The following is a 26,231-nucleotide window of genomic DNA, read 5'->3' on the forward strand; positions in this document are numbered from 1 at the left end:
GCTTCAAATAATCATAAAAATCTTCTTTTGATTTTTTATGCTCATCCGTATCTGGTTTCCATAAGAAATCCCATCTTTTGCCATGTTTGATAAATTGTCCACCTGCTGTACAAGCTTCTTACATGAGTTCTCCAGAGGCTAGAGTAGCTATCAGGTAGTCACGCTCTTTAGGCAGTCGGTCTGTAACTTGATTGCTAATTCTAAGTTGTTGCCAACGCTTTACCTTACTTGTCCACCACTTGAGCTTCAAAGTGAGCTGTCTTGTCGTCTACATTGCTGATGGTGATCGTGTAGGACTTGTTATTAGTTACATTAAAAGCTTTTTCCCCCTGGTAGCTGACAACAATTCCATCCTGCACTAATTTAATATCTTTTTGATTATTGGGTAACTCTTCATCAGCATCTTCTGAATGATGGCTTCGAACAAGTTTTTGCCCTTCAACATCATAAAAAATATCGCCATGCATCTCAAACCAAACTCCTGAACCTGATAATTTAAGCTTATTATTATTATTTTTCTTCAAAATTAATACAGAATAGTATTCCACATCTTGTGTCCGAGGTTTGACTTTCAGACTAATAGACTGGCCAGGTTGTAAGGTATATTTACCAAGATTTTGTGCCCATAAATAAAAGAGAAAAGCAGATGCCAGAACTCCAACAAGCAATAAACTACAACCTAAATTCCAATTCAATTTTTTTTCAAGGTCATTTGTGAATCTCCTTATAGTCGTCATACCATCTTGGAGCTCTATCCATTCTGTAAGATTTCGTTTTCTTTCCTTTTTCTCCGCTGACCCGACAACATGATACATAGCAACAGTACTATCATACGAAGAATCAAATAGACCAAACGAAGGATTTTCATCTTACCAAGAGCAGACAAAAACTCCTCCCTTGCATACCCTATCTCATGGGTTAATTCCTCAATAGTCTTACCTGTCTTTTGCTCCACAATAGCTGCATTCTTTGATATTAGATAGTATCTAGTGTCTAATGTCGAAAAATTTGATTTGGACAACGACCCGTCTAAAGGAAATAATATCGCATAATTTTCCTTATTAGGAATCCGATTGTATTCAGCGGAAACCTGATCATCATATTTACTAGGGTAACAGGTCATTTTTATATTTTCATAGTCTAGATGCATAATGCCATCCAAGATGTTACTAGTCCATTCTTCCGCATAGTGGTATAGATTCGCCTTTCTATCTACTATTGGCCAAACCATAACATACCGACTATGCATGAATTCCTTGGTCAAGGCCGAGTTGTTAGCTAAACTAGTCGCACCAATCTCGTATACTGACCAAATAAGAACTATGAGCATTAAGAAAGCTTGAGTTGGTTTGTTTTTATAATAGTTTTTCATTTTTTTTAACATTTTACTCTCCGATAGAGGGATTGGGTTTGTCTAAATCCTTTTGGAAATGTTGGATAGCATTCATGAATTTTTCGAAGTTTGATGATCGTTCACTAGAATGAGAAGAAACGTATAATTTATAAGTTTCTTCTAATTTATTCATTCCTTTCGTGTAATCCCCTTCTCCAATATTTTGAACAAATTCATAAGCTCTATAGCCAGATGTTCTCTCAACACTATCGTAATATGAGTTTGTAACATCAACTACGCTATCTCCATTCTTCATTTTGTTGTAAATATTAACAGCATCTAAATCTGAACGATAGTCATCGTTACCAAGACTCGGCGGAAGTCCCATAGTACCAGCTACATCACCTTGCCATCCCGCTAAATCATCTTCATTTTCAATAAAATGATTACCTGTATAATGTGCGGAAATAGTTGCGGCCATATGGGAATAGTCTGTGGTTCCTCCAAATTGAGATAGTAATTCTCTTATTCTAGATTTTTGATTGGCATCTAAATCGGCATATCTAACATCTTTCCCATATGCCTTTGAAGCACCAGCATCTAGTTTTTGAGTAAGTTCTGCTTCTGAATCTGTTTCCTGAATCTTTTTTAGGTTAGTAAAATTATGCTGATTCTGAATAGCTTTCTGAATCGTATCAATTTCATCATCTTTTAAGCCATATTTTCTCAAAACAGATTTCATTCTATAATTAATACCAACATTTATACCGTTTACCCCATTCGGGCTATATAATCCACCGACCACTTGCCAAGCTCCATAAGATTTATCACCATAAGAGTAAGATGCAACTATTTTAAAGAATTCTATATTTGCTTTCTTGGATCCATATTCCTTTTCTAGCTTTTGATATAAATTTAGTAATATCTCTGATTCAGTTCGACTAAATCCATACTGTTGTCTAATAGTTTGAATAAATTTCTCTTTTTTAGTTATTGGTATGTATGTCTCAATCTTCTGCCCCTTCATTTTAATAGCCCAACTCATATCTACACCATCAACTGAGTAGTTTCCATCACTATCAACTAGGACTTGGCTTAGCTGGCTGGCTCCTTGGATAGCTAGACGAAGAACTTCTAGACTATCGCTGAAATATTGGGAGACTTGAGCGACAAAGAACTCCAGCTTTTCAATCTTCTCTTCCAATTCTTTGATTTGTGATTCAATTTGCGATTCTGCACTAGAAAGAATCACCAGAGACTGCATGTGAGAAACGATATTAAATGTAGCAATAGACTTCATGCGCTCTAAGAATGATTCTTTTGCTTCAATAGCCTTTTTGACAGAGGCTAGCTGCTGCTCTCTCAACTCTTTTGTCTTCTTCAGCTGATCCAGGTCGAGGTTTCCGTACTCAGCTACCTGAGCATCTGCAGCTCTGTATGAATTTAACTCCGTTTGAATGTCGTCCACTGCAGCCTGTAGCTTCTTAATGGCAGGAATGATAATCTCTGAAAAGAGGCCTTTCCCTGCTGTATAGGCTGCTCCCATGAGTTCTCCAGAGTCTAGGGTAGCTATCAGGTGATCACATCCCTGAGATAATCGGTCTGTCACCTCATTAGCCACTCGAATATTATTAGCCATTGCCTCCATCAGCTGTGAAGACTCTGACGCACTGTACTTTACTCCCATGGTAAAGAGTTCCTTTCTTTCGTCAATTTTTCTCGATTTTCATCTAATTTTTGCCGAACTTTCCTTGTTTGTTTGGAAACATTGTCCAACTCTTGCTCTACGTAGCTGTCAATTGCTTGCTGCAAGGCTTGGTTTTCTTCCCATATTTTACGATTGGTAGAACTAGTCTCTGATACGGGATCTATCAAGTTTTCTATTTGGGCATTCATCGTCCAAATATCTGTACGAAAATCCATTACCTTCTCTTCATAACGCCTTTTGAGAACTAAAAGATCTTCTTCTTGATTCTCAAGGTGAATAATCTGCTCATGTAATTGCCCACGTTTTTCTTGATTTTTATCTTTTATCATCAGTTGCTCCAACGTTGCGCTTGCTCTACATCACGCTTTTCAATTTTATAAGCTATATCAGGAAATTTATTAGCCTGAGCCAGGACAGCTACGCTAAAGTCACTGACAGCCTGCAGCATTTGATTGCATACCTGACGGCCTGCTTCCATCCCAGCAATCTCTGTTGTATAGCTAAACTCTACCTGCTGATTTTGCTTGTCGCTTGTATCTACCCCAACCAATTCACTGATAGCATTCTGAGCGGAAATAGTATCCGACTTGATTTTTCCCATAGTTCTGAAACTCCTTAGAAACTTCATTTGTTTTATAACAATTTTATCACAAAAATATTACGTAGATATTACAAAAATTGATTTCCCTTTTCACACTTCCTTGACATAAACCAACTCTTGTTCACTAGATAGATCAGGTCGGTAGGTAAAGCCTGCAAAGCTTAATTTTTTCATCTGTTTGACTTCTGTCACTTGGTTAGTTATTAGAGTTGTTAAAAACTCACCACGCGCTTTTTTAGAAATGGTCGAATGAACTTTTAGCTTGCCGCCTCGGTTTTCCAGAAACTTGAAGCCTATCATGCGCTGGCGGATTTCCTTGGAAAAGACTGTTTCAAACTCGCTGGACAGAAGGGAGAAAATCACCTCATCTTCTGCCAGAGCCTGGTCATAAGCTTCTTTCCAAAATGCCTTGAGACTCTTTCCATCTAACTTGAGTGGCATCATAAAGTCCAAGCGATGGGGCGCTATGGGCTCCAGGGCTGGGATGACACCGTAAAGCGCTGATGTGATAGCAAGATGCTTCTTGATATACTGACTTTCCTCCTTGGTATAGTCCTGCCTCTTGATATGGCGGTACATAAGGCCATCAAATAGATAAAGTGCTGGGGCGTGCTGCGCAGTTCCTTCTCGCAGAGCCTGAATGGCTTGCCACTCTACCTCTGCTCTTTCTGGGGAGATTTTATAAAATGATGCCAAGTCAGCTACTGGCATGGTTGCCAACTCATCCAACACAGCCTGAGTTTGTTCTGAAAATGGATTAGGGATTGCAGATGGCGCAGTTAGATTCAACTCTTTCGCAGTTGGGATAAGAATTTTCATAGTTTCCTTCTTTCATTTAGTGAATATGGCGGACAACCCATTTTTCCAAGGCTGTCTCTAGTAGATAGCTGCCGATGATGAAGCCTAGCAGATTAGTCAAGATATCACCCAAGTCAAAAATGCCAAGATGAAAGAGATACTGGCTCCCCTCAACCAGACTGATAGCCAAGGTAAAATAAGCCACATGTTTCCATGACAGCTTGCAGAGAGAGCCCAGCGGAATGAACATAATGATATTCATGGTGGGTACCAGCTTATCTCCATAAATCCAATTATAGGTAAAAGATTGCAGATCCAGACTGAAGCCCTGCCTGCCGATATTTTTCAAAAAGAGGGCATAGAATAGAATGAGAAAATAGAGTGTGTAACTGGCTAGCACCAGCCAACGAGGAATGTGCCGACTATAGAGGCCGCGAATAAAAAGCGAGCTAATGGCTGTCAATGTTAGGATGATAGAAGCTGGTATCAGCAGGTTCCACTCTGGCTGATTCTTGTAAAAGACGACGGCTACATAGGCATAAAAAAAGCGCATATAGAGCCAAGACCAAAAAATCAGACTGCCTAGGAAGGCTGCCATATCAAAGATTGTTTGTTTTTTCATCTGAAACCTCCCTTTCTTCTTTTTAAAATTATATCAAATTTCAATGGGACATTCTATTTTTTGCTTGACTTTGATTTACAGAGATGTTATCATCTAGTTATAAAGACTAGATAAGAAAGTGATAAAGATTTGAACGCTCAACAAGTTTTTCCCAAGTGGGACGAATTACCAGATCTGGAGCTATATTTGGACCAAGTCCTGCTCTATGTAAACAATGTCTGTGGCTCTTCTATTTCAGCTGCTGACAAGGGACTGACCGCTTCTATGATTAACAACTATGTCAAGCATGGCTATATTGCCAAGCCGGTCAAGAAAAAATATCAACGTCGCCAAGTAGCTCGCTTGATTGCCATAACAACCTTAAAAACGGTCTTTTCTATTCAGGAAATTTCAACTACTTTAAATATGCTGCATAAAGAAGCAGATTCGCGAGAACTCTATGACGACTTTGTAGACTATATGAACGGAAGCAAGCTAGAGGTGGCACCCATCATTTCCACTGCTTGCCAGACGGTTAAACTCTATCAAAAGACCTTATCCCTAATCCAAGTACCAAATGAGGAGGAAGAAAATCTTGAACTACGCGCTTAAACTCAGTAAAAAACTATCCTTCGGAGAGGAAATCGCCAATGCTGTTACCCATGCGGTAGGGGCCGTCCTGATGCTGATTCTGCTGCCTATCTCAGCTATTTATAGCTATGAAGGGCATGGGTTGGTGGCTGCTGTCGGAACTTCTATCTTTGTTATCAGCCTCTTTCTCATGTTCCTCTCTTCAACTGTCTACCATTCAATGTCCTATGGCTCGACCCACAAGTATATCTTGCGCATTATCGACCACTCCATGATTTACATCGCCATCGCTGGCAGCTACACGCCAGTCGTGCTGTCACTGATGAATAACTGGTTTGGCTATCTCATCATTGCTATCCAGTGGGGCACGACCATCTTTGGTATTCTCTATAAGATTTTCGCTAAGAAGGTTAATGAAAAATTCAGCTTAGCTCTCTATTTGATTATGGGCTGGCTGGTGGTCTTTATCATTCCGCAGATTATCGGTCAAACCGGACCTGTCTTCTGGGGACTCATGCTGGCTGGTGGCCTCTGCTATACTGTAGGAGCCGGCTTCTATGCTCAAAAGAAGCCCTACTTCCACATGATTTGGCATCTTTTCATTCTAGCGGCTTCTTCCCTGCAATACCTTGCTATCGTTTATTTTATGTAAGACAAATACACTAAAACCGTCCGAGAATTCTCAGACGGTTTCTTTTTTTCTGCTGATTATTGATTCATCCTTGCTTTTCCAGAGTCCTTCTTTGCTTGTGAGCTTTTCTGACTTGCTTAAAGATTGGATATAAGATTGGGACAGCGATGACTGTCGCTAGACTGGAGCCAAATGTACCAGTAATCTTAGCTACTGCCAGCAAAAAGGCTGCTGGTAAACTACTCCCGCCAAACAGTGTTCCTGTCAGAGTGTACTTGAGGATATTAAGCACAATCTTCACCAAAGCTGCGACTACTGCTGTCACAAGAATATTTCTTAGTTTATCCCTTCTCTGAAAGAGTCCTTCATACAGAAAATGAATCACCACGGCTACTGCAAGTGCTTCTAACAAGATGATTGGGATTTCCGCGGCGTAACCATTCAGCAAGTCAAATATTCCCAGTCCAATAGCAGCCGCTAAAAAACCGAGTTTACTGCCAAAAATCAGACAGCCCACTACCACCAGTGCATTCCCAAAATGAATAAATTGAGCTCCGACAGGAATTTTGAAAAACTGAATGCTCAGAAAAATCAAAGCAGCAAATAAACTAATCATGGTTAAGGTTTGCAAATCAAGTGTTTGTTTCTTCATCTCTTTCCTCCATTAAGGCTTGAAAATCAGCGAAAAGCTCTCCTAGGTAGGGCTGGTAAAAAACGCCCTTCTTTGGATCTATTTGCTCTTTAAAGCTAAGTACCAAGCTCTTTTCAATAAACTTCAAAATCACCGGCAGGGCTTGCTTGATGTCAATCCCCTGAACAAAAGCCGCAGCTACAAGTGTCGTCAATATATCACCCGTTCCAAAAAATTGCTGGGGCAAAGCTGGACTAGAAAAGAGGTTAAACTCCTCTGTTGCCGCATCAAAATAGGCCACACCAATCTGCTTCTCTTTCATGGGCAAGCCAGTTAGCAAGACCTTGCTCGGTCCTAACTCAGCCAAACGCTTGCTATAGTCCTCCCATCTACTTTCTGATAAACTCTCTTCGTAGGGTTCTTCCAACAACAAACAGGCTTCCGTCAAATTGGGCAGAACCAAATCGGCATGACGGCAGAGGCGACGCATATGGTCTAGATGGGCATCTGAAAATCCCTGATAAAAAGTCCCCTTGTCTCCCATGATAGGATCCACGATAAGGGGCAAGCTTTTTTCCTCTTTAAAGTGCAGCAAATTTTCCACCTGTATGTCAGACTTCAAATATCCTGTTACCAGAGCTGAAAAGTCGAACTCAAGGCTCTGCCATTGTTTCAAAAAAGCAAGCATCCCATGCGTGTAATCATCTATATAAATGTCTGGAAAACCGCCTGTATGGGACGACAAAATCATGGTTGGCAACAGGGCGACTTCTAACTGGCAAATTGCAAAGAGTGGTAAGGCAGCTGTTGCAGCAACCTTACCTAAGCCAGAAATATCTGTGGCTAGAATGACTGTTTTTGTTTTCATGACTCCTCCTACTTGCTCTCTATTGTAAAATATCTGAAAATGAGTTACAATATGAAAAAATCAAATCTGTATGGGGACAGTTTTATGGTTAAAGCAAAATACCAACGCATAATTGATAAGATTACTAAGGATATTAAAGAGGGAAAATTGGCAACTGGTCAGAAAATTCCTTCTGTCCGGAAGCTTGCAGAGCGTTACCACTGCAGTAAGGATACTGCGCAGAAGGCTCTGATTGAGCTCAAATATCAGAAGTACATCTATGCCGTTCCCAAAAGCGGCTACTATGTGCTGGAGAATGCTCAGGAAAAAAAGCAAGATTTGGAGTTGCCTGTGAGGGATGACCGCCATCAAGCTTATGAAGATTTCCGACTCTGTGTAAATGAAACTCTGATAGGCCGGGAAAATTATCTCTTCAACTATTACCCTCAGCAGGAAGGACTGGAGGATTTGCGCCGCTCTGTGCAAAAGCTAATGCTGGACTCTGCTGTTTATGCTTCTAGGGATCAGTTGGTACTGACTTCCGGCACCCAACAGGCCCTCTATATCCTTTCACAGATTGACTTTCCCAACCAAAAAGAGCGTATCTTGGTGGAGCAGCCGACCTACCATCGGATTAATGATCTTCTGCTAGCACAAAAACTTCCTTATGAAACCATTGAAAGGACTCCGCAGGGAATTAATCTGCAAGAGCTGGAGAGGATTTTTCAAAGCGGAAAGATCAAGTTTTTCTACACTATTCCGCGTTTTCACTATCCCTTGGGCCACTCCTACAGTCGGCAGGAAAAGGAAGAAATTCTTCGGCTGGCACAGCTCTATAATGTCTATATCGTAGAAGATGACTATCTATCGGACTTTGATAGCCGGCGGGAGCTAACCTTTCATTATCTAGACAATAGTCAGCAAGTCATCTACATCAAATCCTTTTCAACCAGCCTTTTCCCAGCCCTGAGGATTACCGCCCTACTCCTTCCGCCCCAGATTCAAAAGACCTTTATCGCTTACAAAAGCGCCGTGGACTACGACAGCAACCTCATCATGCAGAAGGCCCTATCACTCTATATCGACAGTCTCATGTTTGAAAAAAATAGGCTGGCGCTGCTGCAGCTTCAAGAAGAGGAAGCAAGAAAGGCGCAGATACTACTGGAGCAAGCTCAGCTGCCACTATCCAGCTATCTGACAAAGGACGGCATTCTGTTAGACTTGAGGTCACTTTCTTCCGTCAGTGCTCTAAAACACAGCAGTCTGCCGCTTGACTTCTTTGAACAGAGCTACCTTGCTAGCTGCCCTTATCAGTATGCCAAGCTGTCTTATGATAACTTAGAAGAAAATGTAGAGAAACTAAAAGACTATTTAAAATAGGTGTAGAATTCCAAATGAATTCTACACCTTTTATTTATAATCAGGCTTTTCAAGATTCCATCATTCCAGCCTGCAGTTGGTACATTTTCTTATAGGTGCCATCCCGTGCTAGCAATTCTTCGTGACTGCCGGATTCGATAATGCGGCCCTTATCTAAGACATAGATGCAGTCGGCATCCTGAATGGTAGACAGACGGTGAGCAATGGCAATGGTTGTCCTACCCTGCCGCATCTTTCTCAGTGAGGCTTGAATCAGCTCCTCTGTCTCCGAATCAATATTGGCCGTCGCTTCATCCAAAATCAAGATTTTAGGCTTGGTGGCGATGGTCCTAGCAAAGGCTAGAAGCTGCCGTTGACCGCTGGAAAAAGTCGCTCCCCGCTCAGTCACAGGGGCATCATAGCCTTGGGGTAGTTGACTGATAAAGCCATGAGCATCTACAAACTTAGCCGCTTCTATAATTTCTTCTCGCGTCAGCTGCTCTTGGTAAAGCTTGATATTGGAAGCAACTGTACCGTGATAAAGGAAGGGATCCTGCAAAACAAGGCCAATCTTTCGCCGCAACTCCGCCTGGCTATAGTCTTTAATATCACGGCCATCAATCAAAATCTGCCCCCGCTCAAACTCATAAAAACGAAGGAAAAGATTGATAATGGAGGACTTGCCAGAGCCAGTCGAACCCACAAAGGCAATCGTCTGCCCTTTTTTGACAGAAAAGGAGATATCCCGCAAAACATCTCGCTTTCCATCATAAGAAAAGGAAACATGCTTGAATTCGATGCTGCCATCTTGGATTTGCAAGTCTTGGTTAGCCTGCTCAGGCTCATAATCTGTGCGATCCATGATTTCAAAAACCCGCTCCGCAGCAACCATAGATGTCTGCAGAACAGAGTAATTCTGCATAACATCAATCAAAGGATTAAAAAGCTGATTGACATACTGGATAAAGGCATACATAATACCAGCCGTAATTCCCGCCACTTGCCAAGTCAAGCCAAAGTAAGTCAGAATCACTCCATAAGTCAAGATTTTCAGCAGGGACATGGCCGGCCTCAGAAAGAGACTATTGATATTGAGATAGCGATTGGTGAAGCCTAAATGCTGACCGTTAATTTCTTCAAATTCCCGCAACAAGCGCTTCTCTTGCCCAAACGCCTGAATAATCCGCATCCCTTCAATACTCTCAGATAGCTTAACATTTAAATCGCTGAGCTTATTCCGAACCTGCTTCAGCTGATGATTAGATAAATGCTGATAGAGCAAGATAGAGGCTGCCATCAGAGGTAAAAAGAGAGCAATCATCAGGGTCAATTGCCAGTTGAGAGCAAACATAGCGCTCAAAGTAACAACTAAAATCAGCAAGGAGCTCAAAAAATTAGAAAAAATCTCACTGAACATATCTGCGACTGCCTGAGTATCATTGGTCAGGCGGGAAACGATAGCACCAGCTGGCGTTCTATCAAAATAAGCCATTTGCAACCGCTGAATATTGGCAAAGCTTTCCTGTCGCAAGTCCCGAACCACGCTTTGAGCCACACGTGCAAAGAAATACTTTCCCAAGAAGGTAAAAAGCACCCGCAAGAGGAAAAGACCGTAGTAAAGAGCCAAGAGAGGCAGGCCAGCCCAGGCTTGATTGCGGCCGATAAACTGATCAATAAAATAGCGGGCCAAGAGCGGCAATGCCGTTGTGACCAGAGTCGTCAGCAAGATGAAGGTCAAGGCCATGCTGCTCACTATCCTGTAGCGCCACATATAGCCTAGGAGGCGATGAAAAGTTGCTTTCTTTTTCATGTTAATCTTCCTCCTTCAAGCTCTCTGCCAGCTGCTGATTATGGTACGTCTGAGCATACCAGCCCTTTTGCTCCAGCAACTCTTGGTGGGTGCCTCTTTCCTTGATACGACCATTTTCCATGACCAAAATCAAGTCTGCATGCACCAAGGCCGACAGCCGATGAGCTGTGATGATGGTTGTCTTGCCAGCACGCTCAGACTTTAGATTTTCTAAAATCAGGTGCTCCGTCTTAGCATCAACAGCTGACAGAGAGTCATCCAAAATCAGAATATCAGGATTAGTTATAATAGCCCGACTCATCGCCAAGCGCTGCTTCTGCCCACCAGACAGAGACAAGCCACGCTCACCGACAATCGTATCCAACCCCTCTGGCATAGCCTGAATATCCTCATACACACCGCATAGTTGAGCGGCAGCTAGAACCTGACTATCTGTCAGCTGGGGATTCGCAAAGCGGATATTGTCTCGAATGGACAGAGCAAAGAGCATCTGTTCCTGTGGTACATAGCCGATGAGACGACGCAAGTCTTTGAGGCGGTAGTCTCGGATATCATGGCCATTCAGATAGATAGCCCCCTCCTGAATATCCTGCTCCCGCAGCAACAAGCGCAGAAGAGTGGTCTTCCCAGAGCCCGTCTGACCGACAATTCCCAGTGTCTGTCCCTGCTCAATGGAAAAATGAATATCCGATAAACTAGTCTCCTCTGCATAAGCAAACTTCTGAATGTCATAATCTAATCGACCATTTTCCGCATGAGAAAGGGGTTGTTCAGCTTCCTTGACATCTGACTCCTGAGCCAACAGTTTCTCAATCCGCTCATAAGAAACAGCCCCTCGCTGGCCGATGTTAAAAAGATAGCCTGTAGCCTGCAACGGCCAAACCAGCATATCCAGATAGGTGATAAAGGTAACCAACTCTCCTATGGTGAATTGCCCTTGGGAGATGAAAATTCCACCGAAAATCAAGGTCAAAACATAAGAAAGACCGATAAAAAGCAAAACCAAGGGGTCAAAAAGAGAATCGTACTTGGCAGCCAAAACGTTTTTTTCGTAGACCTCTTGATTTGTTTGGGCAAAAGACTGAGTCTCCGCCTCCTGATAGCCAAAGGACTTGGTCACTCGAATCCCTGAAACACTCTCCTGAACCTTATTGTTCAAATCCGAAAATGCCTCTTGAGCAGCCTTAAAACTTTCATGATTTTTTCGGCCAATCAAGCCCGTGCCCCATGACAAGAAGGGCATTGGCACAATGGCAATCAAGGTTAGCCGCCAGTCCAAAACGAAAAACATAGTCAGAAGGGTCACCAGGGCTGTAATAGAAGCATCCACAGCTGACATGACTCCGCCACCAGCCAGACTGACAACTGCATTGATATCGTTGGTCGCATGGGCCATCAAGTCCCCTGTTCGGTATTTCTGATAAAAAGAGGGGGACATGTGAGTAAAGTGTTCAAACAATCGAGAACGCAGAATCCGTCCCAGATTATTGGACGTTCCTAAGATATAAAGGCGCCAGACATAACGCAGGCCGTACATGATAAAAGCTGAAGCAATCAGCAACAGCAAATTAAAGAGCAGCTCTTGAGAAGTCAGATGTTTGCTAGCAATTCGGTCAATAACCTGACCGATGACTCTGGGCGGTATCAGGTTGAAGACGCTGACCAAGGACAAGGCCAAGATACCGATGATATAGCGCCGCTTTTCCAACTTAAAAAACCAGGCCAATTTTCTAATGAGGTTCATAATTTCTCCTATTCTTACTAGTCTTTTTATTATACTGTTTTTTGAGGAAAAATGAAACACAGCGGATTGGAGCGCTGTGCTTCGATTCTATTTTTTACTGGTCAGCTGGTAACTAACAGCCAGTAAATCAAAGATTTCCTGATCGCTCAGTCTATCATCCAAGGGCAGACTGAGCCAATATTTCTTATTCATGTGAAAGGCCGGGTAAATGCCCTTTTTCTGAATCAGCTCTGTCACATGGTCATTCTTAACATTCAGCACCTCAATAGCGCCGCTTCTGTCTGCTTCAAACTTAGACCAGTCTGTGGTCAGAAAGGCTCCGTACCATTTTTTACTGTCCTGGTGGCGGAAAACCCCTGCTTTAGTCGAGCTCTTTCTGGAAGACTTCTCCCAGAGATACTCTATCTGACCCTGATAAACCTCAGCCGCATGATCCCGCAGTCGCTTACTCTGCTCATAGAGAAAGCCAACCTCGTCAAAACAGTGCTGACGGATAGCCAGCAGAGCTGCCTGACAAGCTTCACGAACTTGACCGACAAACTCACCCGTCACCTGCTCCATCTTGACCTGCAGATAGGCGTCATCAGTATCACAGTCAAAGACCTGATAGTCCAGGTTCCCATCTCTAATAGTTATTTCCAAGCGAAAGTCACCCTTCATAATCTTCTGCGAGAAACGGTAAGCTCCATCAGACTCCTTAAAGCCGTAAGTCTGAAGCTTGTCTAGATTAGCCTTGTATTTTTCAAATAGTTCCAACATCTACTTAGCCGCTGCTAGCGCAGCTTACCCCTCCTTAAAATACAATTTTAGTTCCATGCAGCTGGTCCACTGCCAGACTATCTATAACTTCCTGACGATTGCCCAGATGAATGCCACCGCCCGGCATGATATCAATCCGATCAGCAGCATGCTCGATTAATTCGTCCAGCCAAGCAAAATGCTCCTCAATCGGCTCATTAGCAGGCCCTCCGTGGGTCAAAATTCGCTGGACGCCGTTCTCAATCAGCCAGTCCATTTCGCCAAACTGGTATTCAGCCGGTATCGCATCAAAAGCCATGTGGAAGACTACTTCCAGTCCCTTGCATGCCTCCAGCAGGCGCTGCATCTTCGGGACATCTATTTCGTTCTTCTCCGTCAAGACACCAAAAACAACTCCCTGACTGCCGGCTTCCTTGGCTTTTTGGATATCAGCTAGCATAATTTCAATCTCAAAGTCAGTGTAAACAAAATCACCGCCCCGAGGCCGAATCATGGTCATCACAGTCGCACCATAAAGCTTGGCTAAGTCAACAGCTGCTTGAATTACGCCATAGCTGGGCGTCGTACCACCGACAGCTAGATTATCACAGAGCTCAATACGCTGGGCTCCCGCCTTCATAGCCTTTTCTAACAAGGTTACATTTTCCGCACAAAATTCATAAAGCATCATCTCACCTCTGATTTAATATATTGATTCCCTCTACCTATTATAACACAAGAGCTTCGCGATATCAGCTCTTATCAAATTTTCTAGCTTCTCTTTTACACCAATCAAGCCAATGGATCTGATAGTCTTCCTTGGACAAAACGCGGTTCTGTAGGCATCTTTTCTCCCTCACAATGCTATTGCTCAAATAATAGTATAAAAACTCCATTTGATTCGGAAGACTTCTTCCTCAAATGAAGTTTTCTTTTTTTAGATTCCATAACCCATGCTGAACTGGATTTTAGCAGCTCCGTTCTGGAAGCTGATTTTGTTAATGCTGAATTGACTCTGCGGCAGAGCTAGAAGGAAACTATCTCCCTCGGTCGTGATAGATGAATTAGAGGCCTGCATTTGTTGCTTCAGCATGCCTGTCACCCAAGATTTAGGGATAGGAAGAGAGCCCAGCTTAGCACTATCGATTGTGATGTGTAAGACATTATCCCTCACCGTCACATCCACCTCTAAGTCCAGCTTACTGTCAATGAAGAACAGTTTGACCGGATACTGGATGCGCAGCTTATTGCCTTCAATACTGTAAACACTGTTCAGCAGCTCCTGATTCTCAGAGTCAGTCAGAGAAGACTTGAGCACCTGATTAAGCTGGACGCTATTGAGAGAAACTTCCGTGCTGACTCCCTGAGCCGTCACATTGGCATTGCTCAAAGCCGGCTCAATAATACTCATCCAGGAAGCACTGCCTTGAACATTTTTTAATTGTTCATTTTGATTAACAGATGCAGGAACCAGAAACAGCACCGCCGCAAGCAACAGCACCAAAGCAATTCCCACTACTCTTTTTACCATTTTCATGTTTGTATTCCTTTAATTTGAGAAAATCCCTCTAACTAAAAACACAGAAAGGATTTATCTTATTTTACACTATTTTTGCATAATTTTCTGTAACAAACATATTAAAAAGCTAACAATCCTGTGAGAAAAGGCTGGGACAGATAATCCCAGCCTCTCAATCACATAGCGCCAGTTTTACAAGGCTCATCATAGATAGCCTATCCTTACTTAATCACTTCCTGAGTCTTAGCATAGTTGGCTTCGACTGCTTCTTTTTCAGATTTCCACCAGTCTTGGTTATCCGTGTACCACTTGATCGTCTCTTTGAGACCAGCTTCAAAGTTGGTGAACTCTGGCTTCCAACCTAGTTCATCGCGGAGCTTGCTGGCATCAATGGCATAGCGAAGGTCATGGCCAGCACGGTCTGTCACATGGTCATAAGCGTCAGCTGGCTGTCCCATTTCCTTGAGAATCAGCTCCAGCACTTCCTTGTTATTCTTCTCACCGTCAGCACCGATCAAGTAAGTTTCACCAATTTGACCCTTGGTCAGGATCGTCCAAACACCTGATGAATGGTCATTGGTATGAATCCAGTCACGGACATTCTTGCCTTCACCGTAGAGTTTTGGCTTGATACCGCTCAGGATATTGGTAATCTGGCGCGGAATAAACTTCTCGATGTGCTGGTAAGGACCATAGTTGTTTGAACAGTTAGAAATAGTCGCTTTCACACCAAATGAGCGCACCCAAGCTTTGACAATCAAGTCTGAAGCTGCCTTAGTTGAGGAATAAGGCGAGCTTGGATTGTACTTGGTTTCAGCCGTAAATTTCTCACCTGGACCTTCTCCATGACCTGGTAAATCTTCACGCAAAGGCAGGTCCCCATAGACTTCGTCAGTCGACACATGGTGGAAACGAATATCGTACTTACGTGCTGCTTCCAAAAGTGTGTAAGTTCCGATGAAATTGGTGTGGATAAATGGGCTCGGGTCATTGAGCGAGTTATCATTGTGACTTTCTGCCGCATAGTGAACGATAGCATCAGCTTCAGCTGCCAGCTTATCAACCAAGGCTGCATCAGCAATATCTCCAACAACCAGCTCAACACGGTCGCCTAAAATTTCTTCAATATTGGCACGATTACCAGCGTAAGTCAGCTTGTCCAGCACTGTCACATGGACATCTGGAAAGTTATTATAAACATAATGGACAAAGTTAGAACCAATAAAACCAGCTCCACCTGTCACGATAATTTTTTTGTATTCAGTCATTTTTATTCCTTAACTTTTTTATAATTGCCTCAAATGGTGGGGACGCAAGCAAACCTCTGGTTTCATTGCTTATTTTTGAGCCTCATGTCTCAAAAATCCCCTGTCATGTAACAAACTAAATAATTTGTTACTTGACTTACACCACAGCGGCAATTATTTCTTCCACTCGCTTCGCTCGGATAGGAGCTGAGCTAAATCATATATTTTAGTATCAATTAATGCATCAGAAAAGAATTCTTCTTACAAATCTTCTTTTCTTAGTGGTTTTACATCCGTAAGTAATGGATGGTTCTTGTCTGCTTCTGAAACTTCTGCTGCTTCTAGGTTTTCCCACTGGATGCCTAAAGCTGGGTCTGCATAGTTGACAAAGGCATACTTAGGTTTGAGTTCCAAAGCCCAATAGTCATTCACCAGATAGCTATAGGAAACCGTGTCAGAAAGGACTTGGAAGCCATTTGCTACACCACGTGGCACAAAAATTCCCTTGCTGGCATCGATTATTGTCTGGTAGGTGTTACCAAAGGTTTCACCCTCACGTAAGTCTACCCATGAGCCTAGCACTTTACCGTCATCTGCAACAGAAATGTACTTGTCCCAAGGCTCAGCATGAAGACCACGCAGGACATTTTTACGAGAAAAACTGACATTATTTTGCAGTTTTCCTTCTGCAAAAAAGCTTTCAGGGAAGCCTAGCGGCAGCATCTTTTCCTTTTGAAAATTCTCCTTAAACCAGCCTCGGTTGTCCCCGCGTACAGGGATATCAAATTCCAGCATTCCAGGGATTCCGGGAACCTCACGCGCTGCTAATTCCTTATCAAAAAATTGTTCCGTCATCTTCTTATTCTTCTCCAATCAAGCGCAAGAGATAGTGTCCGTATTCATTCTTCTTCAACGGCTGCGCCAATTCATGCACTTGCTCTTTAGTGATATAGCCCATACGATAGGCAATTTCTTCAAGATTTGCCACCTGAACATTCTGCATACGCTGAACTGTTTCGATATATTGAGCAGCTTCTAAGAGACTTTCGTGAGTTCCTGTATCCAACCAAGCAAAACCACGTCCCATGAGCTCAACAGACAAATCGCCACGTTCCAAGTAAGCCTTATTAACGTCAGTGATTTCCAACTCACCGCGAGAACTTGGTTTGATGTTCTTGGCAATTTCTACGACATCATTATCATAGAAATAGAGTCCAGTCACTGCATAGTTAGAGCGCGGCTGTTCCGGTTTTTCTTCGATGGAGATAGCATTCATATTCTCATCAAATTCTACTACACCAAAGCGTTCTGGATCCTTGACATGGTAGCCAAAAACAGTTGCTCCTTTTTCCTTAGCAGCAGCATTTTGGAGCATTTTACTCAAACCTGGGCCATGGTAAATATTATCCCCAAGAATCAGCGCCACGCGATCATCTCCAATAAAATCCGCACCAATGATAAAGGCTTGCGCCAGTCCGTCTGGACTTGGCTGCTCTGCATAAGAGAGCTTGATACCAAACTCAGAGCCATCACCCAGCAGATCTTTAAAACGAGGCAAATCTGTCGGAGTTGAGATAATCAAGATGTCCTTGATACCAGCCAGCATAAGAGTTGATAGTGGATAATAAATCATGGGTTTGTCATAAACCGGCATGAGCTGTTTTGACGCAGCGCGGGTCAATGGATAGAGACGTGTACCAGAACCACCTGCAAGAATAATACCTTTCATATGAGTTTCCTCTCTTAATGTATTCTCCTTATTCTACCATTTTTGAAAGCGGATGTCATCCTTTTCACTACCCTTAAATAAAAGAAAAAGAGCGGAAATTCCGCTTTCTTCCGCTCTTTGATTCTAAGTTGGTATCAACCCAAAGCCACATCCAAGACCATCATGAGAACGAAGCCCACCATGAGACCTAAAGTAGCCACATCGGTATTGCCATTGGTCTGCGAATCTGGTATTAATTCCTCTACCACCACAAAAATCATGGCCCCTGCCGCAAAGGATAGAGCATAAGGCAGAATCGCCGTCATAGCCAGAACTGCAACAGCTCCCAGAACAGCACCAATTGGCTCCACAATAGCAGACATAGAGCCCCAGTAAAAGGCTTTAAGCCGAGACTTGCCGTCCGTCCGAATCGGAATGGATAGAGCCGCTCCTTCTGGGACGTTTTGCAGGCCAATTCCCAAAGCTAGGCCAATCTCGCCGACAAAGGCTTCTGAGCTAGGATTGGCGGCCAAAGCACCAAAGGCTACTCCGACTGCCAAACCTTCTGGAAAATTGTGAATGGTAATGGCTAAGAAGAGCAGAGCAGTCTTGGACAGCTTCTTTCGGCTATGCTCAGGAACACTCTCAGCCTCCGAAATGTCTTTGCTCAAATGCAAGTGAGGCACCACCGCATCAATCAGCCACAGGAAAAAACCTCCCACTAGAAAACCAATCGCTGCCGGCAGCCAGGATAGCTTACCATAAGAAACCTCCGCATATTCAATCGACGGTGCTAAAAGCGACCAAAATGAAGCCGCAATCATAACGCCTGCCGCAAAGCCCATCATAATATCCAGCAGCTTACGGCTGACCTTTTTAAAGAAAAAAACAACAGCCGAGCCTACAATGGTACATCCCCATGTGAAAAGCCCAGCCAAGAAAGCCTGCATAACCACAGGCTAAGATTGTAACCAATCCATAACTTCTCCTTATAAAATATTTTAAATAAAAAATCAATAGCAAGCTAAAAAGTTAACTTTGAGTTATATTCTAATATTATTTTATTTAAATTATTTAGTAGTGGAATAAAATTTTGAAAATCTATACTTCTATAATTTTTTAGTACATATTTTGAAAAATCATTCTTCCCATAGAACTTAGTAGAATCATAGTCGTTTTCTTTAGAAAAAGATTTTCCATTTATTTTATGATTTAATACATTAATTGAAAACAGATTCTCAATTTCGTCATCTTCATTTCCAGATAAAGAATTATGTGTCAGCATATAGAGATTATCAACTATATTTATATATTTTACATTGCTTATCTCATTTCTTAGTGAATCAGCTTCATTTGGAGAACTCTTTAAAATATGATTAATAAAATTTCTTATTGGCTTCTTTTTATTACTTAATTCATTATCAAATAGAAATATAATTGGATTCGATGCAACCCTCCCAGTTAATTCTTGAAAAAACTTATTGTAATTCGGAAAAAGCTTGTTCTCTTCTCCAGTAAGCCAAAAATTAGATAAGTTTTTCATAGAATCTGCACCGTCTTCATAAAATTTAAAGTAATATTTCAATAACGAGGTTCTTTTTAAAAATTTTACTTTGAACAAAAAGGTTCCATCTTCATTTTTCTGAATTAGATTAGGAAAATCTTCAAAACATTTCTTCATAGCAGCCTTAAGATACCTACTATCTGTTTTTCCCTCTGTGACTATGACTGGCTTAGAACTTGAAAAGAAATGAAAATAGTATAAAAATTTACGATATTCTTTTTCTCTGGAAGACAATTTTCCTAAATAACCAAAATCTCCTTTAATTTCCTGTTGTCCTTTAGTCAAATATTTTTGTTGTTCTATATAGTTTTTTTGAAGAGATAGTTGCTTTTTGTTTTTATTGTTATATCTTTCAAGCTGATCAATGAAGTTAAATCTCCCTAATAATTGGTTAATTGTTCCTTCTTTTTCGTCAATAAAAAATGTCCCTTGTTTATAAAGGTTATGAGCCATCGCTCTCGTATTTTTATAAAAATTTTTTTGAACATTTATTTTTTTATTCACGACAAGTCCTGTTACTATTTGTTTATTCCTATTAAAATGTATTCTTGTTTTTTTATCATTAATTGAAAAACCAGCTTTAATCAGAACATTACTAAGTTTACTAAAAAATTCAGGATAACAATCCAAAAAATTTTCTTTATTAGTCGAAAATGTCATATCATCTACATAGCGAGAATAATTTAATTTATATTCCTTCGCTAATTTACTAATTCGAAAATCCAAAATTTGGCAAATTAAATTCGTAATTATTGGAGAACAGGGACTTCCCTGAGGTAACGAGCCATCAACTGTTGTAAGTTGAGCTAAAAATATTGCTACTTCTTTTGGAAGTTTAAAATTTTTATTTTTTTCAAAAAAACCTACAATCCTACCAAAATGAAAGCTTGGGAAAAAATTTTCAATATCAATATTTAAAATTATTTTTTTATTTCTATGTTTCTCTGCATTTGTAATAATGCTTTTATATTTTATAAAGCCATGGGATAATCTAAAAGAAATCTTATTCTCTTTTTCGAGAGATAAAGCACGCTTCTCTAGTATCTTTAAAATTTGCTGTTGAACTTCTTTTAATTCTTTTTTAGGAGCCTGAATAATCCTAATTCCGCCGTTTTTTTTGGGAATTTCAAAACTTTCATATAATTTATCAATTTTTCGATTATAAAGCAAATAAGTAAGATGCTTATAAGGAATATTCAGGTATCTTGCAAAATCTCGGCAACTCTTTATCTCGTTCCAATCCATTGTTTTCCTCACAAAATAAAAAAACGTATGGCAACTCACTATGCCGACGCAGTCGAATCTGCATAAAACAGTGTTGAATAATTTAAAAATTCTCTTCTGTTTATCGATAAGAAAGGCAAAATCTAGCTACCCTTAGTTAAAAACTTACGAATCATAAGTCAAAAATCTAGCCATACGTATAAGTATAATTATAGCACAAAAAATTTTAAAAAAATAATTTCGGTCATAAAATTTTTTCATTATAAAAATTCTCAAACCTTCTCCACATACCGCTCAATAGGATAGTCAGCTGTATTCAGCAGTCCCGCTTCTCCCATAGCCATCTGAGCCAATTGGCATCCGATGAGCGGGCCAGTTGTCAGACCAGAAGAGCCTAATCCGCTGGCAGCGTAGATATGCGGCAAGTCTGGAACGGACCCAAAGAAAGGCGCAAAGTCACTTGTATAAGCCCGTGTTCCCACGCGCTCGCCTAAAATCTCTGCTTTAGACAGCCTTGGCAAGTAAGTTTCCGCTTCTCGTTGCAACTGATTCAGCACCGTCTTATCTACCGTTAAATCAAAGCCCTGATCATTTTCATGGCTGGCACCAACACTGACCTTGCCCGCCAGAAAGGGAATGATATCCAGCTCGCCCTCAGGCATAACAACTGGGTAGTCATCCGTCTGGTCAGCCAGTTTAAAATCACGTAGCTGTCCCTTTTGCGGCCGAACATCTGTCTTATAGCCCAGTGGCTTCAAGATTTCTCCCAGCCAAGCCCCTACAGCCAAGACAACACAGTCAAAGCTACAACCATCCACCAGAAGTTGCTCTCCTTCTACTGCCAGGCTTACCTTTTTCTCAACCAGTTCTGCCTTGCTTGCTTTCACAAGCGTCTCCGTCAAGAGTGCTCCCTCCACCCGGGCACCGCCGGAAGCATAAAGAAGTTGAGCAAAGCCTTGCAAGTCTGGAAATTTCTCCTGAGCTTCCTGACGGTTGAGAAGACTCAAGTCCCCTATTAAGGGCGACTCTTCCCGACGATTAGAAGCCAAATCATAAAGCTCCTGCAGCTTGCTCTCATCCTTTTTCAGCAGATAAACACCTGTCTGTTGGTAAAAGTCTGTCTGGATTCCAGCCTCTTTCAGTTCCGCAATCAAGTCCTGATAAAAATCAGCGCCCAAACGCGCCATCCTATACCAAGCCTTGTTTCGACGCTTGGAAAACCAAGGACTGATAATGCCAGCGGCTGCCTTGGTTGCCTGCCCCTTGCGGTCATCAAAGACAGTCACTTCCACATCTGGGGATTTGGACAAATAGTAAGCCGCTGTTGATCCGACAATCCCAGCTCCAATCACTGCTACTCTTTTCATATCGCTTCCTCTCAAATATGTCGGAAAGGATTGGTCCAAGCCTGACTAGCCAGAATCTCAATCTCCCAGCCCTCTTCTGCCTTCCAAGTATCAAGCTTTTCTTTTAATTTTTCCGTAAAAAGAACCTCGATATGGTGTCCAGGATCCAGCGCCAAAAGACCTTCTGTCAGCATTTCCTGGGCTGTGTGATAGTAAATATCACCTGTAATGTAGACCTGCGCTCCCTTGGAAATAGCCTCTGGATAAAAGGACTGACCGCTGCCACCGCAGATAGCTACACGCTCAATCACGCGTTCGAGATCCGCTTCTTCATAAGCGACCAGACGCAAACTATCTAGTCCAAAAGTTTCTTTGACCTTAGCCGCAAAATTCCCAAAAGTCTGAGGAGCAATCTTCCCCACGCGGCCAATACCGTAATCTGGCCCCGTCTGACTAAGAAAACTTGTCTCCTCAATCTCTAAAAGCTGGCAGAACCAATCATTAAGCCCGTCCTCCACAACATCTATATTGGTATGACTGACATAAACAGCAATATCATGCTTGATGAGGTCTAAAACGATTTGATTTTGTGCCTTATCCGCTACTAGGTCCTTTAGCGGGCGAAAGATAGGTGCATGTTTAACGATAATCAGCCCAGCACCTGCCTCAATAGCCTCCGCCACCGTCTGCTCCCGAATATCCAGCGCCACTAGAACCTTGTCCACTTCCTTATCCAAAGTCCCGATTTGCAGGCCTGAAATGTCGCCTTCAATGGACAGTTCTTGCGGGCAATAGGCTTCATAACGGGCGATGATTTCACTTGCTAGCATGGAGCACCTCCTTGATACTTTCGATTTTTTGGGACATAGCAGAGCGTTCCAGCTGATTCTTTTCTGGGATATGGGCTAGAGCTCCTTCTAGTTTCTTCAGTTCTTTCTGCCATCTTAACTGAAAAGCAGGTGACTGTTGCTTCATCAGAAAAGGCCCGAAACGCTTTTCTTGCTCTGTCAAAGTTTGCTGGCCTGCTTCTGCCACTAGGATTTCATAAAACTTGCCAGCCTCTTCTAAGATATCCTCAGCCAGCAAGCAAAAGCCCTTAGATACCAGCCAGCTGCGAAGTTCATCCTCTCGGTTATTGGGCTGCAAAATCAAGCGGGAAATGGCTCCAAGCTTAGCTCTGCCATTTTCCAAAATCTCTGAAATCAATCGACCACCCATGCCAGCGATAACGATGGTGTCAATCTGATCTTCTGCTTCAAAAGCAGCCAGTCCATTGGCCAAGCGAACCTCAATCTGCTCCGTCAGAGCATGCTCTACCACATTTTTCTGAGCAGACTGAAAAGGCCCTTCTACCACTTCTCCGGCCAGAGCCTTTTCAATCCGCCCCTCCTGAATCAGGTAAATAGGCAGATAGGCGTGATCGCTCCCAACATCCAGCAACTTTGCCCCATCCGGCACAAAAGCTGCTACTCGCTCCAAGCGTTGGGAAATAGTCTTTTTTTGCATTGCTTACTCTTTTCTAAACATTCTTGTATTCAGTATATCATTTTTAAGGGTATAAAAAAAGCAGCGGAGGAAAAATCAGCCTGTTGATAAACTGATTTTGTCTCGCCACTTGATGATGGGGTGTTCTGCCCATCACTTTTTTATTTGATTTCCTGATACTCGGCAGCTAACCCCCGCTGGACTGCCGGACGAGCCGCAATCTTTTCCGCCCAAGCAGATAGATGTTTGTAGAAGGTGGCATCCAAGAACTCAGCTGCGCCTGGATAGAGCTTATCCTGGACCAACTGACCATACCAAGACCAGATAGCAATATCAGCAATACTGTAGTCTTCTCCAGCGATATAAGCTTTCTTAGCCAATTCTTTGTCTAATAAATCCAGCTGTCGTTTGGCTTCCATCGTGAAGCGGTTGATAGGATATTCTAGTTTTTTTGGTGCATAGTTAAAGAAATGACCGAACCCACCACCCAAGAAGGGCGCCGCGCCTGTCTGCCAGAAGAGCCAGTTGAGCACCTCAGTCCGACCAGCCAAATCTGACGGAATCAGCTTCCCAAACTTCTCTGCCAGATAGAGCAGAATATTGGCTGACTCGAAGACAGGAATCGGCTTATGACCTGACTGATCCAACAAGGCCGGAATCTTAGAGTTGGGATTGATTTTCACAAAATCTGAGCCAAACTGGTTGCCGTCCATAATGCTAATCTTATAAAGGTCATAGGTTGCCTCTGTCACACCCGCTGCCAGTAGTTCCTCCAGCATAATCGTCACCTTGACCCCATTAGGAGTCCCAAGTGAATATAGCTGAAAAGGCTCTTTACCGACAGGAAGCTTCTGCTCAAAGCGCGCGCCAGCAGTAGGCTGATTGATACCTGAAAATTTTCCTTGGTCGCTGTCCGCAGCAGACCAGACTTTCGGCAATTGATAGGTCATACTTTTCTCCTTTTTTATAAAACCAAGGGCCTGTCATATCTAACAGGCCACCATAAATCTAATAAAGTCAGTCCTTCCACAAATTCATGGCATTGAGGAAATCATCTGAAACTGTCACATTTTGAGGATTAGCTGCTTCACGTTCTTCCCGTTTGGCTTCTACCTGAGCAAGCGTAGTGATGCCTTCTTTATGCCAATTGCGCAAGATAGCCTGAATATATTTCCAGTTGGCTTTGCCATTGAACACAGCCTCACGAAGAGCAGCCTTGACCAAGTCAGGATTGGTTTTGTCGTCTTGGACAGTCTTGGTCAAGTCCTCAATTTCAAAGGGTGTCAAGAGACGGCCCAACTCCTGCTGAAAGGTCTCAACCAAATCTTTCAAGACATTCTGAGGTGCCTTTGCCACAGTCTGATGACCACTTTTGGCTACCAGCAGTTCATCCAGCTTTTCCAAAGCCGGTGAAGCATCAAATATAACCTCTGTCTCTCCATTCAGCTCAATGGTCTTATACTGCAAGAGACCTTTCTCCGTCAAATGGGACATAGAGCGATTGACTTCTGACAGGGTCTTGCCAATATGCTCCGCAATCTGACTAGGCGCCAGCTCTTCCAGAGAAGTCGTATTTTGCAGATAGAAAAACTGCCAGACCAAAAAATCATCGCTGGAATCAAAGATGTCCTTAAAATGTAAAAGAAGGGCACTCGGGATTACTAGATTGCCCGATTTAAAAGCTGATAAATAAGTCATGTCACCTCTTATAGATAAGCAAAAAACGATACATCATTTTCAGGACTTTCCCAGTCAAAAGGCGTCTCCTGATAGACAGCATAATTGACCCAATTGCTGAAAAAGAGTGCAGCGGCCGAACTCCAGCACAAGGCCGGTGTCGTATGGACATCATCGTTTTTAAAATAATTCTCTGGAATGTGTGGATTCTTCCCTGCCTTCAAGTCGCGGAAATACTCCTTGGATAGAGTATCGCGGTCGTATTCCATATGACCGAAGCTATACACCTCTCGCAAGTCCCGGCTAGCCAGCACAGAGAGGCCCGTATTCTCTCCATACGAAAGAATTTCCAGATTGGTCAGATTGACAATATCTTCCTTCAGAACTTCAGTATGACGGGAATGCGGCGCATAAAACTCATCGTCAAAGCCACGGAAAAGCAGATTGCTGCTGTCAGCTGACTGGCTATAAACACCCGATAATTTGCGTGTCATCTGGTGTTTGTCCACGCCGTAGCGAGCGTAAAGTCCAGCCTGAGCTCCCCAACAGATATGCAGAGTCGAAAAGACATGGGTCTTGGACCATTCAATCACCCGTTGGAACTCTTCCCAGTAGTCCACTGCTTCAAAAGGCAGATGCTCTACCGGTGCACCAGTGATAATCAAGCCATCAAAATAGCGATTTTTAACCTCATCAAAAGTCTTATAAAAAGTCTCCATATGCTCTGCGCGTGTCGTTTTAGACTGATGAGAGCTCATGTAGAGGAAGTCAATAGTTAACTGCAGCGGAGTATTAGCCAAATGGCGCAGTATCTGAGTTTCTGTCACCATTTTTTGGGGCATGAGATTGAGTACCAGAATATTCAGAGGGCGGATATCCTGATGGTCCGCCCTATCGTCATCCATGACAAAGATATTCTCAGAACTTAAAATGTCAACAGCTGGCAGTTTCTTATCAATCTTAATTGGCATGAAAATATCTCCTTCAATCGTTAGAAAGGCTTGGAAATACTTTTCCAGCCTATTCTTTGTTTATCCAATATACTTTCATTATACTGAAAGGAGATATA

28 protein-coding genes and 1 pseudogene are annotated in these 26,231 nt (G+C 42.5%); 3 read left to right on the forward strand and 26 right to left on the reverse strand.

Translation table 11 applies throughout. The features are described from left to right. Window positions 1–224: 224 nt before the first annotated feature. The 7 genes from J1C86_RS06685 to J1C86_RS06715 all read right to left on the reverse strand — a co-directional run bounded on the left by J1C86_RS06685 (window position 225) and on the right by J1C86_RS06715 (window position 5,062). Window positions 225–737, reverse strand: a complete 513-nt coding sequence (locus J1C86_RS06685) for a hypothetical protein (RefSeq protein WP_061591664.1) — start codon at window positions 735–737, stop codon at window positions 225–227. 14 nt (window positions 738–751) lie between these two features. Beyond that, window positions 752–1,384: a hypothetical protein gene (locus J1C86_RS06690; RefSeq protein ID WP_061591663.1), complete on the reverse strand. Its 633-nt coding sequence runs from the start codon at window positions 1,382–1,384 to the stop codon at window positions 752–754. A 1-nt stretch (window position 1,385) separates the two neighbouring features. Then, window positions 1,386–3,020 carry an ATP-binding protein gene (locus J1C86_RS06695; RefSeq protein ID WP_061591662.1) on the reverse strand — a complete coding sequence of 545 codons (1,635 nt, stop codon included), beginning with the start codon at window positions 3,018–3,020 and terminating at the stop codon, window positions 1,386–1,388. Continuing rightward, on the reverse strand, window positions 3,011–3,370 hold the full coding sequence (locus J1C86_RS06700) for a hypothetical protein (RefSeq protein WP_061591661.1): 360 nt from the start codon (window positions 3,368–3,370) through the stop codon (window positions 3,011–3,013). Before J1C86_RS06700 ends, J1C86_RS06695 begins: the two co-directional genes overlap by 10 nt. After that, window positions 3,370–3,669 (reverse strand): TIGR04197 family type VII secretion effector, encoded by a 300-nt coding sequence (locus J1C86_RS06705; protein WP_185756454.1) that lies wholly within the window; start codon window positions 3,667–3,669, stop codon window positions 3,370–3,372. Before J1C86_RS06705 ends, J1C86_RS06700 begins: the two co-directional genes overlap by 1 nt. A 63-nt stretch (window positions 3,670–3,732) precedes the next feature. Continuing rightward, complete coding sequence (gene yaaA / locus J1C86_RS06710) at window positions 3,733–4,461, reverse strand: peroxide stress protein YaaA (protein ID WP_061591659.1); 729 nt, start codon at window positions 4,459–4,461, stop codon at window positions 3,733–3,735. A gap of 16 nt (window positions 4,462–4,477) precedes the next feature. After that, window positions 4,478–5,062, reverse strand: coding sequence for a VanZ family protein (locus tag J1C86_RS06715; protein ID WP_061591658.1), 585 nt, complete (start codon window positions 5,060–5,062; stop codon window positions 4,478–4,480). A gap of 129 nt (window positions 5,063–5,191) precedes the next feature. On the opposite strand from J1C86_RS06715, the gene J1C86_RS06720 reads away from it, so the two are divergent. Both J1C86_RS06720 and trhA read left to right on the forward strand, forming a co-directional pair. After that, the gene (locus J1C86_RS06720) at window positions 5,192–5,653 is read left to right on the forward strand and encodes a DUF1836 domain-containing protein (protein WP_061591657.1); all 462 of its coding nucleotides are present in this window, start codon (window positions 5,192–5,194) and stop codon (window positions 5,651–5,653) included. Next, window positions 5,637–6,284, forward strand: coding sequence for a PAQR family membrane homeostasis protein TrhA (gene trhA, locus J1C86_RS06725; RefSeq protein ID WP_061591656.1), 648 nt, complete (start codon window positions 5,637–5,639; stop codon window positions 6,282–6,284). Before J1C86_RS06720 ends, trhA begins: the two co-directional genes overlap by 17 nt. Before the next feature lie 64 nt (window positions 6,285–6,348). Here trhA and J1C86_RS06730 read toward each other — a convergent pair whose 3' ends face one another. Then, the gene (locus J1C86_RS06730) at window positions 6,349–6,915 is read right to left on the reverse strand and encodes an ECF transporter S component (RefSeq protein WP_061591655.1); all 567 of its coding nucleotides are present in this window, start codon (window positions 6,913–6,915) and stop codon (window positions 6,349–6,351) included. Then, window positions 6,896–7,762: a pyridoxamine kinase gene (locus J1C86_RS06735; protein WP_125409506.1), complete on the reverse strand. Its 867-nt coding sequence runs from the start codon at window positions 7,760–7,762 to the stop codon at window positions 6,896–6,898. Before J1C86_RS06735 ends, J1C86_RS06730 begins: the two co-directional genes overlap by 20 nt. Before the next feature lie 39 nt (window positions 7,763–7,801). Here J1C86_RS06735 and J1C86_RS06740 point away from each other — a divergent pair, with 39 nt between their 5' ends. After that, entirely contained in the window at window positions 7,802–9,121 is a 1,320-nt protein-coding gene (locus J1C86_RS06740) for a PLP-dependent aminotransferase family protein (RefSeq protein WP_125409508.1), read from the forward strand. Between the two features lie 49 nt (window positions 9,122–9,170). On the opposite strand, the gene J1C86_RS06745 is transcribed toward J1C86_RS06740, so the two are convergent. From J1C86_RS06745 to metA, 17 genes and pseudogenes are all read right to left on the reverse strand, one after another. Beyond that, entirely contained in the window at window positions 9,171–10,910 is a 1,740-nt protein-coding gene (locus J1C86_RS06745; RefSeq protein WP_125409510.1) for an ABC transporter ATP-binding protein, read from the reverse strand. Window position 10,911: 1 nt separating this feature from the next. Then, the gene (locus tag J1C86_RS06750) at window positions 10,912–12,654 is read right to left on the reverse strand and encodes an ABC transporter ATP-binding protein (RefSeq protein WP_125409512.1); all 1,743 of its coding nucleotides are present in this window, start codon (window positions 12,652–12,654) and stop codon (window positions 10,912–10,914) included. A gap of 87 nt (window positions 12,655–12,741) precedes the next feature. Then, on the reverse strand, window positions 12,742–13,413 hold the full coding sequence (locus J1C86_RS06755) for an MmcQ/YjbR family DNA-binding protein (protein ID WP_125409514.1): 672 nt from the start codon (window positions 13,411–13,413) through the stop codon (window positions 12,742–12,744). 34 nt (window positions 13,414–13,447) lie between these two features. Next, on the reverse strand, window positions 13,448–14,080 hold the full coding sequence (locus J1C86_RS06760; RefSeq protein ID WP_185757531.1) for a copper homeostasis protein CutC: 633 nt from the start codon (window positions 14,078–14,080) through the stop codon (window positions 13,448–13,450). Window positions 14,081–14,144: 64 nt separating this feature from the next. Beyond that, a pseudogene (locus J1C86_RS06765) lies at window positions 14,145–14,234 on the reverse strand (GNAT family N-acetyltransferase); the annotation flags it as partial. Window positions 14,235–14,329: 95 nt separating this feature from the next. Continuing rightward, window positions 14,330–14,929 (reverse strand): hypothetical protein, encoded by a 600-nt coding sequence (locus tag J1C86_RS06770; RefSeq protein ID WP_125409518.1) that lies wholly within the window; start codon window positions 14,927–14,929, stop codon window positions 14,330–14,332. 203 nt (window positions 14,930–15,132) lie between these two features. Then, on the reverse strand, window positions 15,133–16,179 hold the full coding sequence (gene rfbB / locus J1C86_RS06775; RefSeq protein ID WP_002909476.1) for a dTDP-glucose 4,6-dehydratase: 1,047 nt from the start codon (window positions 16,177–16,179) through the stop codon (window positions 15,133–15,135). 240 nt (window positions 16,180–16,419) lie between these two features. Next, window positions 16,420–17,013: a dTDP-4-dehydrorhamnose 3,5-epimerase family protein gene (locus J1C86_RS06780; RefSeq protein ID WP_125409520.1), complete on the reverse strand. Its 594-nt coding sequence runs from the start codon at window positions 17,011–17,013 to the stop codon at window positions 16,420–16,422. A 4-nt stretch (window positions 17,014–17,017) separates the two neighbouring features. Continuing rightward, window positions 17,018–17,887, reverse strand: coding sequence for a glucose-1-phosphate thymidylyltransferase RfbA (rfbA, locus tag J1C86_RS06785; protein WP_125409522.1), 870 nt, complete (start codon window positions 17,885–17,887; stop codon window positions 17,018–17,020). Window positions 17,888–18,021: 134 nt separating this feature from the next. After that, window positions 18,022–18,816 carry a ZIP family manganese transporter TmpA gene (gene tmpA / locus J1C86_RS06790; RefSeq protein WP_125409524.1) on the reverse strand — a complete coding sequence of 265 codons (795 nt, stop codon included), beginning with the start codon at window positions 18,814–18,816 and terminating at the stop codon, window positions 18,022–18,024. A 74-nt stretch (window positions 18,817–18,890) separates the two neighbouring features. Then, window positions 18,891–20,675, reverse strand: coding sequence for a retron Ec67 family RNA-directed DNA polymerase/endonuclease (locus J1C86_RS06795; RefSeq protein ID WP_427150785.1), 1,785 nt, complete (start codon window positions 20,673–20,675; stop codon window positions 18,891–18,893). A 251-nt stretch (window positions 20,676–20,926) separates the two neighbouring features. Then, window positions 20,927–22,021, reverse strand: coding sequence for an NAD(P)/FAD-dependent oxidoreductase (locus J1C86_RS06800; RefSeq protein WP_125404912.1), 1,095 nt, complete (start codon window positions 22,019–22,021; stop codon window positions 20,927–20,929). 11 nt (window positions 22,022–22,032) lie between these two features. Continuing rightward, window positions 22,033–22,830, reverse strand: coding sequence for a Nif3-like dinuclear metal center hexameric protein (locus tag J1C86_RS06805; protein WP_125404915.1), 798 nt, complete (start codon window positions 22,828–22,830; stop codon window positions 22,033–22,035). Continuing rightward, the gene (locus J1C86_RS06810; RefSeq protein WP_125404918.1) at window positions 22,817–23,506 is read right to left on the reverse strand and encodes a tRNA (adenine(22)-N(1))-methyltransferase; all 690 of its coding nucleotides are present in this window, start codon (window positions 23,504–23,506) and stop codon (window positions 22,817–22,819) included. Before J1C86_RS06810 ends, J1C86_RS06805 begins: the two co-directional genes overlap by 14 nt. 140 nt (window positions 23,507–23,646) lie before the next feature. After that, on the reverse strand, window positions 23,647–24,435 hold the full coding sequence (yghU, locus tag J1C86_RS06815) for a glutathione-dependent disulfide-bond oxidoreductase (protein ID WP_125404921.1): 789 nt from the start codon (window positions 24,433–24,435) through the stop codon (window positions 23,647–23,649). 67 nt (window positions 24,436–24,502) lie between these two features. Next, a complete protein-coding gene (locus tag J1C86_RS06820; RefSeq protein WP_125404924.1) occupies window positions 24,503–25,183 on the reverse strand; it encodes a DnaD domain-containing protein in 681 nt (226 codons plus the stop codon). Between the two features lie 8 nt (window positions 25,184–25,191). After that, window positions 25,192–26,133 carry a homoserine O-acetyltransferase MetA gene (metA, locus tag J1C86_RS06825; RefSeq protein ID WP_125401972.1) on the reverse strand — a complete coding sequence of 314 codons (942 nt, stop codon included), beginning with the start codon at window positions 26,131–26,133 and terminating at the stop codon, window positions 25,192–25,194. Window positions 26,134–26,231 lie beyond the last annotated feature (98 nt).

This window comes from Streptococcus sanguinis (assembly GCF_050220005.1).
Taxonomy (GTDB): domain Bacteria; phylum Bacillota; class Bacilli; order Lactobacillales; family Streptococcaceae; genus Streptococcus; species Streptococcus sanguinis_Z.